The 12348-nt window shown below is 54.3% G+C and carries 11 protein-coding genes; 1 reads left to right on the top strand and 10 read right to left on the bottom strand.

What is annotated here, in order from left to right:
* Window position 1: 1 nt before the first annotated feature.
* From ACR0ER_RS23325 to ACR0ER_RS23295, 7 genes are all read right to left on the bottom strand, one after another.
* Window positions 2-1570 (bottom strand): trimethylamine methyltransferase family protein, encoded by a 1569-nt coding sequence (locus tag ACR0ER_RS23325; protein ID WP_480770942.1) that lies wholly within the window; start codon window positions 1568-1570, stop codon window positions 2-4.
* Between the two features lie 25 nt (window positions 1571-1595).
* Window positions 1596-2795: an aromatic ring-hydroxylating oxygenase subunit alpha gene (locus ACR0ER_RS23320; RefSeq protein ID WP_480770941.1), complete on the bottom strand. Its 1200-nt coding sequence runs from the start codon at window positions 2793-2795 to the stop codon at window positions 1596-1598.
* An 8-nt stretch (window positions 2796-2803) separates the two neighbouring features.
* Complete coding sequence (locus ACR0ER_RS23315; protein ID WP_480770940.1) at window positions 2804-4870, bottom strand: oxidoreductase; 2067 nt, start codon at window positions 4868-4870, stop codon at window positions 2804-2806.
* A gap of 93 nt (window positions 4871-4963) precedes the next feature.
* Complete coding sequence (locus ACR0ER_RS23310) at window positions 4964-6019, bottom strand: extracellular solute-binding protein (protein ID WP_480770939.1); 1056 nt, start codon at window positions 6017-6019, stop codon at window positions 4964-4966.
* The gene (locus ACR0ER_RS23305) at window positions 6016-7131 is read right to left on the bottom strand and encodes an ABC transporter ATP-binding protein (protein WP_480770938.1); all 1116 of its coding nucleotides are present in this window, start codon (window positions 7129-7131) and stop codon (window positions 6016-6018) included. Before ACR0ER_RS23305 ends, ACR0ER_RS23310 begins: the two co-directional genes overlap by 4 nt.
* 20 nt (window positions 7132-7151) lie before the next feature.
* Window positions 7152-7946, bottom strand: a complete 795-nt coding sequence (locus ACR0ER_RS23300) for an ABC transporter permease (RefSeq protein WP_480770937.1) — start codon at window positions 7944-7946, stop codon at window positions 7152-7154.
* Window positions 7943-8806, bottom strand: coding sequence for an ABC transporter permease (locus ACR0ER_RS23295; RefSeq protein ID WP_480770952.1), 864 nt, complete (start codon window positions 8804-8806; stop codon window positions 7943-7945). The genes ACR0ER_RS23300 and ACR0ER_RS23295 overlap by 4 nt, the downstream gene beginning before the upstream one ends.
* A 190-nt stretch (window positions 8807-8996) precedes the next feature.
* On the opposite strand from ACR0ER_RS23295, the gene ACR0ER_RS23290 reads away from it, so the two are divergent.
* Window positions 8997-9638: a TetR family transcriptional regulator C-terminal domain-containing protein gene (locus tag ACR0ER_RS23290; RefSeq protein ID WP_480770936.1), complete on the top strand. Its 642-nt coding sequence runs from the start codon at window positions 8997-8999 to the stop codon at window positions 9636-9638.
* 267 nt (window positions 9639-9905) lie between these two features.
* Here ACR0ER_RS23290 and ACR0ER_RS23285 read toward each other — a convergent pair whose 3' ends face one another.
* The 3 genes from ACR0ER_RS23285 to ACR0ER_RS23275 form a co-directional block, all read right to left on the bottom strand.
* Window positions 9906-10727 carry a prephenate dehydrogenase/arogenate dehydrogenase family protein gene (locus ACR0ER_RS23285; protein ID WP_480770935.1) on the bottom strand — a complete coding sequence of 274 codons (822 nt, stop codon included), beginning with the start codon at window positions 10725-10727 and terminating at the stop codon, window positions 9906-9908.
* A gap of 380 nt (window positions 10728-11107) precedes the next feature.
* Window positions 11108-11920, bottom strand: coding sequence for a nucleotidyltransferase domain-containing protein (locus ACR0ER_RS23280; protein ID WP_480770934.1), 813 nt, complete (start codon window positions 11918-11920; stop codon window positions 11108-11110).
* Between the two features lie 246 nt (window positions 11921-12166).
* Window positions 12167-12348, bottom strand: a 182-nt coding sequence (locus tag ACR0ER_RS23275) for a hypothetical protein (protein ID WP_480770933.1), incomplete at its 5' end; no start/stop codon positions are given.

Genomic DNA, 12348 nt, shown 5'->3' with positions numbered 1-12348 from the left:
CTTACCCAGCGCGCATTGCCTCGGGGGGCAATTTGATCGGGAACCTGGACCGAACCTCTTCGTCCACCATGCTGCCAAAGTAGTTCGGATAGTGATTGGACAGAATGTCATCCACAACGGATCGGCTCCGTTCGAACATGTCCTGACGACCGGCTTTCTCCCAGGTATCTGTTAGTTCCCGGTCCATCAGTGTCGGATAGACGTACTCGGTTTCCATGTAGTGCAAGGTCTGCGCGTTACCGAGGAAATGACCCGGGTCGATTGCGCATTCATGGATGACGTCGGCTGAGAGCGTGTCATCGCTCACCTCAATCCCGCGAAGCGTTCGCGAGATCATGCCCGCAGCTTCATTGTCGATGACCATTGACTCAAAGCTACAGCCCATCAGACTGCCAAGCATACCTCCGAACTCGCACAGCCTGTTGGCCCCGGCATGGGCCGCCAACGCGAAAGTCAGCGCCTTTTCCAGTCCATATTGCGCATCTGGAATTTTAGAATCCGTCATGCCACATCCGACACTGGTCGGCAGATTGTAGAAATTGCCCATCTGAATAGCCGCGGCTGAAATCAACGCCTGTTCGCCACTGCCGCCTGTAAACGATCCAGTGCGCAGATCGGTAATAAACGGCCATGCCGCAAAGACGACCGGTGTTCCCGGATTGATCAAATTGGCAATGGCAACACATGACAGAGTCTCGGCCACCGCCTGCGCCAACGTACCGGCCAACGGCGCAGGGGACGTAGCCCCAGCTTGCGGCGGGACGGCCAGATCGCAGACAAGCCCCATCTTCGCAGTATCAATCAGGATTTCCAGATTTTCCCGTCCGAATCTGAGCGGTGAAACAATGGGGCAGCCACCGAAGATAACCGAGGGTTTTTCAAGGAATTTGCCTTCCCCGCCCGATGCCAAATCGAACATATGGATCGCGTCCTGAATATGTTCGCGTGTACGGAATGTCAGACATGACGGCTTTTCACTTCCCGCCAGAATGGCGTAGAGCATACTCATATCATGCTCGTAGTCCTGCGGTACATCCGTCGCCAGAACCGTGTCGCCAGTCATGTGAATGTTGTCGAGCCGATCGACCAAACGGGTGAAATCGTAGATGTCCTTGAGCGTTGATGGCCGGTAACTACGCGTCTCCGCGTCAAATGTGGTCACCGCCGTTCCGGAGTTCGCGTAATACACCTTGTCCTTGGTGCAATGCATGTCGTCCTTGCCGGCCCGCGACCCTCGTGCGTGTACGTAGAATTCACTGGCTGCCTTGGCCAACAGGTCTTCCATCAAGGCACGAGGAAAGCACAGCCTGCCATGCTCGTTCACTGTGGCCCCTTTGGGCAACACGAGATCAAGGACTTCCTGTGTTGGGTCCCCGACCCCAGTGCGCTCCAAAATGCTGAGCGCGGCTTCGTGAATGCGCGCCATATCTGCGTCTGAAAGCGGCTTGTATCTACCGCCCGAGATGCCTGGCCAAATTGCCTGCGAGGAGGCGTTACTGTTCCGCACTGCGGCTCGTGCTTCACGCCCGCCCCCGCGCCGTCGTGATCTGCGCTGCGTTAACTCTGTCATGTTTAGTCTCCGAATTCTGAGCGTGTCAGATCATGCTGAAATAGTTGCGATAGAAACCGGGAATGCTCCATTCCATCTCGGACAGCGGGCCCGGGACGAAATGGTGAGAATTCACGCCTTCCTGATTGTGACGGATGATCCGCTCGTCATCGAGCGACGTGACATGCCAGAGCCATGTAAGAGCGCCCTTGTCATAGTCACGCCCTTCTTCGGCGTCGCCGCGCACGTACCAAACGATCTGAATATCCGTTTCCTGCAGGGCGCGCGGGACGAACCGATATCCGACCACGTGATCTGCATAGACGAGGAAGTAGTTCAGTGTGCCGATCCCCAGATCAGTTGCTCCGCCATCGTGGGATTTCAGTTCGCCCAAAGGCAGCGCGAGAGGCGCTCCATTCTTGCTACCGGTCACAAAACCGGGGAACAAAGGGTAACGCCGCCAATAAACATCTGCGCCCGGCGCGTCCGCATTTTCTCCCGTCAGATCAAGCTCCTCGGTGGGCACTCCGGCTTCTTTCATCCGTACATGCAATGCCCCGCTAAACTCCACAACCTGGGCAGGGTCTTTCAGGGAATGGCTACGCGAATAATCCTGATGGGAGGGCGCGCAGTGATAGCATTCCAAGTAATTCTCAAGAGCCAGTTTCCAGTTCGCCGGAACCGGGTATGACGCCTCATGCGCGGCCTTGAGGTTTTCAAAATCGAACGGCTTTGAAAGAGGTGCCAGCCGTTCCAAGGCAGCATCCAACGGGGGGGCGTTTTCAGCAGCGCAGACAAAAATCAGGCCTTGGAAGATCTTCACCTGAACCGGGAACAACCCGTACTGGCCCGGGTCAAAATCCGGCCCCATTGACCGCCCGTTTCGCAGTTTGCCGTTCAGGTCAAAGGTCCACGCGTGATAGGGGCAAATGAAATTACGCGCTTTGCCTTTCTGTTCAATGCAAACGCGCGATCCCCGGTGGCGACACACATTCTGATGCGCGCGCACCCCGCCTTCGCGATCCCGAACGATAATGATGGACTCCGGGCCGTAATCGAACAGGAAATAGTCGCCGGGTTCAGCGACCTGACTGATATGGCCCACCCAGATCCAGTTGCGGTTCCAGAATGTACTGATATCGTTTTCGTATACCGCCTGCGACGTATAGAAATAACGCGGTAAGGCGAACCCTTCCCGCTGCGCTTCCATCAAGTCGCGCATTACTTGCAAGTCATCTTTTGGCATAGCGCACCTCACACAGGTTCAAGGGAAACGAGTTCCCGGCGGAAAAATTCGCGGTCGATGTCGCCCGCATCGCGTTCGAAATTCCGGGCAGCCATGTGACCCGAATATACTGCGTCCGCGATCAAGCCGGGGTTTGCGGCATCGCCGATCAATTCCAACGTAGTCAGCGGGTTGTCGGCCAAGCTTCGCAGCTCATCGTAAAGGGTGGTTTCGCGCGCGCGCTGCGTTACCAACACCACAGAGCCGCATCCTATGGTCTGTTCTCGCCCCGTGTAGGCACATTGCACGGTCGCCTGACCCGGCGCCACTCGGTCCAAAGTATAAGACAGGACCAGTCGAACGCCTTTTTCCAGCAGGCTACGTTGTACTCGAGTTTGTTCCAACGTCATTTCAGTAAACGGCGAAACCATTGAGGCTGGGGTTACAAAGACGACTTCACGTCCAGCCTGAGCCAAATGATCCGCCAATACGCCACCGAGGTAGGCCTGATCATCATCGTAGATCAAAATTGGACCGCCCTCCGGCATTACCCCTGACATAATTTCGTCTGGAGTAAATATCTGAGACCCAGAACCAACTGATATGCCCTGAAACGCAGACTTCCCGCGGCCATCTCGCCGCCACGATGAACCAGTTGCTACAAAGACATTCGGAATGCCCAGCTCGACAACCTCGTTTGCTGACAAACGGCTGTCGGTGAATAGCTGCACGTTCCCGCGTTGTTGAAGGTCATAAACCCTGTGATCTGTAACGCGTTTCCAGGCGGATAGCCCGGTCAGGCTGGATTCTTGCAACACACGGCCGCCAAGCTCTTGCTTAGCTTCCGCCAAAGTCACCTCATAGCCTCGGCGCGCCAGTTGCATGGCGCATTCAAGCCCGGAGGGACCGCTGCCGACAACAAGCGCGGCTTCCTCGTTTCCCTTGCGCTCTATGATCTCAGGATGCCATTTCCGCCGCCACTCTTCGCCCATAGTCGGGTTTTGGGTGCACCGTATGGGGACGCCGAGGGAGTCGGATGAAACGCAGATATTGCAGCCGATGCATTCGCGGATTTCTTCGATGCGACCTTCATTAATTTTTTTGGGGAGAAACGGATCGGCAATGGATGGTCGCGCCGCGCCGATAAAATCAAGAATGCCTTTTTTGACCAGTGACACCATCAAATCCGGAGAGGTAAGGCGCCCGACACCCACCACTGGCTTGGAAGTCACCTGTTTGACGAATTCGATGTATGAGGTTTGAAATCCGTCTCGAGGCTCAAAGCGGGTTGTCGCAGAGTCGTTGCTCCAATCCGCGACGTTAACATCCCAAAGGTCTGGAAGCTCGGCCAGCAATTCGACTACAGCACGGCCTTCTTCCTGCGCTTGCATCCCGTCTGCCCCGAGCATTTCATCAACCGCAAACCGCAGGGCAATGGCGCAATCATCTCCAACCTCTTCCTTGATTTCTTCCAGAATCTCCCGGGTCAGACGCACCCGGTTCTCCAACGAGCCTCCATATTCATCCGTCCGATCATTGAACTGTGGCAGCAGAAAATGATGCGGCAGGGTCATGTGATGCCCGGCATAGACATACACAATATCGAATCCTGCTTCGCGCGAGCGACGAGCCGCAGCGCGATGCCACTTGCGGAATTCGCAAATGTCCGCTTTGTCCATCGCCCTAGCCTGCTTGGGATAGGCGGTTTGCAAGGCTAGTTCTGACGGCGCCAACAAAGGTGCACGGCTCAAATGGTTTTGCGCATGATGGCCGTTGTGAGCCAATTCAATGGCCGCCAAAGAGCCCTTGTCGTGTACGGCCTCGGTCATTAGCCGCAGCGCAGGAATATCCCGTTCGTCCCACAACCGGTTTTCCGCAAAGGGGGACAGGTCGGAAGTCGGATGAATTTCCGTTTCTTGATTGGACACGACAGCCCACCCCCCCTCGGCCTTCATTGCCCGCATGGCGGCTTCGGCCTGCGGTCGAAGGTGCCCCATACCGTTGCAGTGGGGCACTTGATAGAACCGGTTTCGAGCCGTCACTGGCCCAATTTGAACCGGTTCGAAGAGTACAGAGTATCCTTCAGCGCCTGACATTGCCGCGCTTCCTCCAAAAAATCGGAAATCGTTTCGAGGGAATGGAAGGGTTTCTAGGTTCCCGCCATTCCCGGTTGTGTCGTTTAGGTGTGCCTAGAAGCCTGCTTTGATGCGCTCGAATTCCTTCAACATCTTGGCTTCAAGCTCCGGGTTGACGGCGTCAAAAAACAGGCTGCCCTCAAAGAATCTGTCCACATCTGAGAAACCATAGGTTTCCACAAGTGCCGGATCGGCTTGCGCAAACGCGTCCTCGTTGGCATGGGCATACCCCCAGCTTTCGAGGATATACTTACCGCTGGCAGCCGAACTCAGCGCGTTCAGCATGTCATAGACCTGCTCATCTGACTGTTTGGCGGATTTAAGGTGCACATAGCCGCAGACCCAGGTAGCGATGCCCTTGTCCACATCACGCATCATAACCGCCGGGGTTTCGTTCCAGATCAGGTTCAGTTCCGACTGATTCCAGCCCCAACCCAGCGTCACCTCACCGCTGGCAATTGCCTGATCCAGTTGGCCGGCGTCAGACCAATAGAAGCGCACATTTGGATGAATCGCCCGCAAGTAGTCCGCAGCTTTCTGGAATTCCTCGTCGCTCATATCGGTATAGCTAGAAGCACCTGTTGCTAGCGCAGCCATAGCAAATGCACTGGAAGCGGCATCCGGAACGGCAACCTTGCCCTGATAGGCAGGATCCATCAGCAATTGGAGCGAAACATCATCCGCCGAAACCATATCCGTGCGATAGATCAGGCCGGTGTTACCCCATTCAAATGGCACCATATAGGTCTGCCCGTCGATCGTGATGCCATCGACCTCTTTGATCTTGGGCATCAGCTTGTCCCAGTTCTCCAGCTTGCTAGTGTCGATCGGTTTTAGCATATCCGCCGCGACCCACTTTCTGAGGGCATCCGTGCAAGGATGAGCGAGATCGGCTTCGAACCCGGATTGAAGCTTGGTGAACGCCTCTTCGACGCTGCCGAAGTAGGTGTAGCTGGGCGCGCCGCCGTACTTTTCGACATAGTCGCCAAAAAACCCCGGATCCTCGTAGCCGGACCAATCAAAAACGGTCAGATCGGCCGCATTGGCCAGAGCTTGGTTCGCTGCGAAGGTGGCAACTACTGCTGCCATAAGTGATGCTGCTTTATTCATTGGTCTCCTCCCAAAGACTCACGTTTGCCCAAGTCGATCACCGAGGCGCTTTGAACGCCAAGCCAGACGGTATCGCCGCGACTGTGATCGACTGTGTGAAAGTAGTTTGGCACTGCGACGGCGATGCTGTCAGCAAGCCCCTCGATGCGGACGTAATAGTGGACGCTCTCGCCATAGAAGGCGACGTCTGACACCTCGCCCTGAACATAGGCATCATACCCCTCCGGTTTTTCTGCTCTGATCTCCAGCTGCTCGGGACGAACGCCGACCAACAGATCCTTGTCATGCGCCTGAACGTTGGGGTTCACCCCAATTGTCATCTGCCCAAAGCCCTGAACGTTGACTTCCAGCGCTTCAGGGTTCTCTGACGTTACCTCGGCATCCAGAAAGTTCATCCCGCCGATGAAAGAGGCCACTTCCCGGTTGCAAGGTTGGGAATACAAGACCTCGGGTTTGTCGACCTGCTTGAGCCGCCCCGCGAACATGACTCCGATCCTGTCAGACATGGTCATCGCTTCGTACTGGTCATGCGTCACCATGACGAATGTAATGCCAAGCTTTTGCTGCAAGCGGCGCATTTCCAACTGCATCGCTTCGCGCAGGTTCTTGTCCAGCGCGGACAGAGGCTCGTCCAGCAACAGCACCTTCGGACGCATGACCAGCGCACGGGCCAGCGCCACGCGTTGCCGCTGACCGCCAGATAACTCATCAGCTTTGCGGTCCTGCAAGCCGCCGAGTTCTACCATCTCAAGCGCCTCGGCAACGCGCTCCTTGATTTCATTCCGCGAGAGCTTTGTCTTGCGCAAACCGAACCCGACATTGTCGCCGACATTCAAGTGCGGAAAGATCGCATAGCTTTGGAACACCATGTTGGTGGGTCTCTTGTTGGCGGGCACCTCGCCCATTGTGCGGCCATCAATCCGGATCTCGCCTTCTTCGTGGTCCTGAAATCCTGCGATGATGCGCAAAGCCGTTGTCTTTCCGCAGCCCGAAGGTCCAAGCAGCGAAAAGAACTCACCCTCTTTCAAGGTCAGGTTCAGATCGGCCACAGCAACAAAACCTCCAAAGCGCTTCTCGACACCCTTGATTTCGATGATGTTTTGTTCGCTCATCTTGTTCTTTTCCTTTGGCCTCAATCAGAGGACTTGGTCGAGCGGCGGCGAAAATACTCTGCTATCAGCAGCAGCAAGACCGACGAGAGCAAAAGCAGAGACCCAAGCGCCAAGGTATTGGGTAGCTTTGCCGGGAAGCGGATTTGACTCCAGATATAGACTGGCAGTGTCGGGCTGTTTCCGGACAGGAAGAAGGCCAAAACAAATTCATCAAACGACACGGTGAACGTCACCAGCAGGCTGGCGATGATGCCGGGCGCAACAATAGGCAGAGTGACGCGCCGAAAGGTCCCAATGACACTTTCGCCGAGATCAAAGGCGGCCTCTTCCAGCGATTGGTCGAAATCGTCAAAGGCGGATTTCATGATCGACACGGCGAATGGCAGCGCCACGAACACATGCCCAAGGATCACAGTTGTCAGCGAGGGCTTCAGCCCGACACTGATGAACAGCACCAGCATCGAACTTGCGACAATGATCCCGGGAATGACCAGCGGAAGCATGACCAGACCTTCGGACATCTCACGCCCTTTGAAGCGATACCGAACATACGCGCGTGCTGCGAAAAGACCTAATGCCGTCGCCATAAGAGCAGCCACGCTGCCAACGATCAATGAGTTCACCATCGCCTGCAACAGCGTGTCTTGCTGCCCCAACTGCGCATACCATTTCAACGTGAACCCCTTTAACGGGAAGGCCACGATGGTACCGTCATTGAACGAAAACAACGGCAAAAGCAGAACCGGCAGGTACAGAAACACAAGGTAGGCGATCGCATAGACAAGCAACCATGGGATACGAATGGCCTTGGTCATCTGATCCTCCGGCCCAGTGCGGTGGCGACCACCACGAACAGGATTGCAACGCAGCCGACAGAAAGCATGGCAAGCAGAGATAGGGTTGCACCCAACGGCCAATTATTGGCCGCGCCAAACTGCACCTGGATCAAATTGGCCACCATTTTTCCCTGGGATCCACCGACCAGAGCCGGAGTGACGTAATCGCCCACGGTAGGGATAAATATAATAAGGCAGGCCGCGATGATCCCAGGCACAGTCAGGGGCAATGTCACGCGGACAAATCTTTCAAGCTTGCTGCAGCCGAGGTCGGTCGCGGCCTCTAGCAGGCTGCGATCGATTTTTTGTAGCGACACATAAATCGGCAGGATTGCAAATGGCGCCCACGCATGGGCAAGCGTAAGAACAACGGCGAACTCATTGTATAGCAGGAATGTCAGCGGCTCCTGAATCAGCCCCAACGAAATCAATGCCGAGTTCATGACCCCGTTGAAACCAAGGATCAGCTTCCAGCTAAACACTCGCAGTAAGTAGCTGCTCCAAAAAGGGATAGTGATCAGCAATAACCAGAGGGTTTTTTTCTGCGTCCGAAACGCAATGAAGTAGGCAATCGGATAGGCCAGACCGACCGTCGCCAATGTCACTGCCCCCGCAATCGCAACCGACCGGATCATCAGATGCCGAACCAGCGGGTCGGTAAACGCCTCTTGGTAGTTCGCCCAGGTCAATGTGCGGTCAATCTCGACATAGGTCTGGGTCCAAAAGCTGTAGGCGACAAGAATGCAAAGCGGAACAGCCACGAGCAGGCCGACATAGAGCGTCGCGGGCGCGCTCAGTGCCAGGCCCTTGCCCGTCTCACTTCGTAGTACTCCGGCCATGCTTCCCTGCTGAGCTTCGTTTTCGGTGGCACGACAATGTCGATCACAAAATGGACAATCGTCCATTTAAATCTGGAATTTTTGGACTAGCTGTGTCAACTGATAATTTCGCAACTGGGGATGGCCAATTTCACACTGGCCATTAGAAGACACCGCAAGAGACTGAAAACAAACAGAGCCGCCCAATCCAATGACTGGAAAACGACAAGAAATACGCGAACGAAATCGCCTTTCCCTGATCGAGGCAGTACTCGACTCGGTTGCAGAAAAAGGGATTTCCGAGACCTCAGTAAGCGAAATCATTCAACGCGCCGAGCTGTCCCGCGGCATGATTCACCTTCATTTTGGCGGCAAAGACAACTTGGTTGACGAAGCCGCCCGCTACTCATCCGAACAATACTACAATGGCATTTACGACCTGTTGGAAACGACCGGGCAATCCGGACAGGAACATATTGAGATGATTGTTCGGGGTGATTTGAGTGAAACCATCCTCAACAAGAAGAATGTTTCGATTTGGTACGCATTTCGAGGCGAGGCCAGAAACAGAGCGGCAATCGCAGCCTTTTCAGATACACGCGACGCAAAGCTTCGGAACCTGGTCTTCAACGCGTTCGCCCGGATTGCGAAAGAAGCTGGAACCGAACACCCTAATCAAGTTGCCAAGGATGCGACGCACGGTACACTCGCATTGCTGGAAGGCATGTGGACCGATTACCTACTCCACCCGGATTCATTTGATCGCGACGAAGCAATGAGAATTGTTTTTCGATTTCTGCGCGCGATGTTCCCGAGGCACTTTGACCTAAGCGGCGCTTTGTTGTTTGAGTAGAGCTTGCGACAGGTTTCCTATCTGGCTGCTCTAGAAGTGGACAATCCCCATCTTTCAGTCAACATGTTGGAAGCACAGTACGGACGCAAAAGGTTCAATTGAACCAGCTGCTATCCGCAACCCAAAGTTGACGAATGTGCCATAACAAACCGCGAACAACGCTGAAGCGGTTTTATGTGAAGCGATCTCTGGTTGAGTGGCGGCCATTCAGTGGGACCATTGCCAGTGGCTCTCTAGCGGATGGAGCTCCCCTTGGATGCTGCTCCATCAATTTCCGGCTTCGTTGTCTGGCGGCGTCCTCAACGCCGTTTCCAGCTCAACACTCAGACTTGCGGCCAAATCAAAAAACCGTCGTCGCACGGTCTCCGCATAGGGATTAGTCTTCTCAATCGCTTCGAATACTTCTGGCGCATCATGCTGCACCATGGAAATTGCCTCAGACAACAAGTCAAAGCTCTTCGTTGTCATGCGCGTTGGCAGCGGTCCCATTCTCAGTAGCACTTTGGCGATGAGGTGCGTTAGCCCTTGGACAACGGCTGCTTCTCGGTCGTGATCTTCTGGTGTCGTCATAAAGACATTCAGACCGAGCGCTTTTCGTAAAAACGCAACCAGCCTTGTATGTCGTTTTCCCAGAATGGGGCAGACCGCAATCTTTAAACCCTCGACACCCGTCGTGGCACTCTGAGGGCCGAACAAGGGGTGGGTTGCGACGATGTCTACATAGTTCGGCAGCCGCCGTCGCATGATTTCTGAGGGAACCACTTTTACTGAGCCTACATCAACAATCAGCGCGCCAGGTTTACAAGCAACCGCGATCTCGCTGACAACCTGCTCGAATGAGGCTACTGGTGCCGCAATGAGGATCACATCAGCCTGCGATACTGAGTGCAATGATGACAGACGCACTCCGAGCTTCTTTGCGACGTTGGTAACGTCCACGGACGGATCATAGGCCGATACTTCGAAGTGCTGACCGAGATGAAGGGCTGCAAGTTGTCCGAACGCACCAAACCCCACGATGCCTAGCGACGTGTTTTGACTTTTGCTGTTGTTGCTCATTTTGCGACCTTTGAACGTGCCGCCCAGCACAAGGTCGATTGTTTTTGACCGCTGTCAGGGGCAGCGGAAAACCAATGATGAAGCACCCGCAGCTATCAAAGCTGAGGATAATAGCCCTGGAATGCGAAGAACGATTTCATCATGACGTCAGCGATAGGACACCCAAGAGAGCAGAGTCAACGATATTGCCGCCTAAAGGCCATTTGCTATGGCGCAGAATTCTGGAAATATGCGCTCCTCTGGAACCGTCGACGCGCTCTGCACCAGGGTCCAGTTTTGGTTTCTCGGAAACATGGCAATAGCGGAAAGACCCTGCTCATTGCAGTACGGGGATTATGTACGGCGGTCTTTCGTTGAATGCCCTATCTACCGTCATGACTGCGAGATCATAGATCTTAAACAATGGAATCTTAAGGCTTGGCATTTTCCTTAACGATGTTCCGCAGCAAGTTATTACCCTCGGCCATGAGGTCGAGGCGATCTTCGTTGTTTTTCACTACGGCTGCCCACGCCATTTGATCGTGTATGAATTCATCAATGATCGCTATGCGCTGACCTCGACCCATTTCCTTGGTTTTACTTTTCAACGTCAACAGCCTGTCAATATGCCTAATGAGGTCGGGTGCCAGATCCTGATCTTTGATGAGATCATGCAGGTTCATCGGCGGTGGCGTGTCTGATATCTGCCTGATCCAGGAGATCGCCAAGGCAGGTCTCAGTATGTAGAAATACGCTTTGAAGCTCACCTCTTGGCTCTCACCAACATGCTTGTCCCACTGTTTCTGTGCCAGGTTGCGATAGTGATGCAGGCAGGATTCGCCGTAGGTCGTCTTGACTGCGAAGGCAATCAGCCGTTCACATATCGCATCATTCCATCTGTACCTGATCGGACTGGACAAGCATTCCAACATCACAGGGTTAGGTTTGATCAACAAACCAAGTGCTTTACGAACATCCCACCCGTTTATGTCCCAATCTCCCTCGATTGGCAGTTCGATGACATCACGACCAGGCTCAATGCTCAGATACCAGTCTGGCCGATGCGCGTAGATGAAGCGCACATCGTAATCGCTGTCGGGAGACGGGAAACCCCATGCACGGCTACCGCTTTCAATGGCGAACAACACTCGGACATCATGATCCGCTTCTAAAGCGATAAGCTTGGATTGGATGACCTGCTCGATCTCAGGCGAAACGCTAGAGGTGAAAGTTGGACGGGTCATCGTGTTTCTCGCAATATCAAGACAGCCATCTGGGACGGTACACCATAGATTTTGTCAACAGGACCTAGGGAAGCAACCGCGGAACTATGGCCATCGGAGGCGGCATTATCATGTCCCAAACCTTACTATTATTGGTGAGCATGCGCGGTAGAGCATCTGGCCAACTCCGCCGCGCACTGGTTCAAACATCCTTTGAGATCATCAGATCAGATTAACTCGTTACTCTTTTCGCCAGTTGCCAATAGCTCATCGAAGCGTGAGAACTACAGCGGGAAAAAAGAATGTTAGGGGTGGATTTACATGCCGCAAAACATAGCCATTGTTACAGGCGCTGCGTGAGGCATCGGACTTGCCACTGCACGCTTGTTGGTCAGTCAGGGAGTGGGCGTAGCACTGGTCGATCGAGATGCTGAAGAGCTTGCCAAGGT

The organism is Ruegeria sp. CH8 (assembly GCF_056536985.1).
This window is presented reverse-complemented; position numbering and strand designations above follow the sequence as displayed.

Bases quoted from the DNA above. Each gene is read 5' to 3' on its own strand.
- ACR0ER_RS23280 (WP_480770934.1), bottom strand. From the start codon at position 11,920: ATGACCCGTCCAACTTTCACCTCTAGCGTTTCGCCTGAGATCGAGCAG.
- ACR0ER_RS23315 (WP_480770940.1), bottom strand. From the start codon at position 4,870: ATGTCAGGCGCTGAAGGATACTCTGTACTCTTCGAACCGGTTCAAATT.
- ACR0ER_RS23320 (WP_480770941.1), bottom strand. From the start codon at position 2,795: ATGCCAAAAGATGACTTGCAAGTAATGCGCGACTTGATGGAAGCGCAG.
- ACR0ER_RS23325 (WP_480770942.1), bottom strand. From the start codon at position 1,570: ATGACAGAGTTAACGCAGCGCAGATCACGACGGCGCGGGGGCGGGCGT.
- ACR0ER_RS23290 (WP_480770936.1), top strand. From the start codon at position 8,997: ATGACTGGAAAACGACAAGAAATACGCGAACGAAATCGCCTTTCCCTG.
- ACR0ER_RS23300 (WP_480770937.1), bottom strand. From the start codon at position 7,946: ATGACCAAGGCCATTCGTATCCCATGGTTGCTTGTCTATGCGATCGCC.
- ACR0ER_RS23305 (WP_480770938.1), bottom strand. From the start codon at position 7,131: ATGAGCGAACAAAACATCATCGAAATCAAGGGTGTCGAGAAGCGCTTT.
- ACR0ER_RS23295 (WP_480770952.1), bottom strand. From the start codon at position 8,806: ATGGCCGGAGTACTACGAAGTGAGACGGGCAAGGGCCTGGCACTGAGC.
- ACR0ER_RS23310 (WP_480770939.1), bottom strand. From the start codon at position 6,019: ATGAATAAAGCAGCATCACTTATGGCAGCAGTAGTTGCCACCTTCGCA.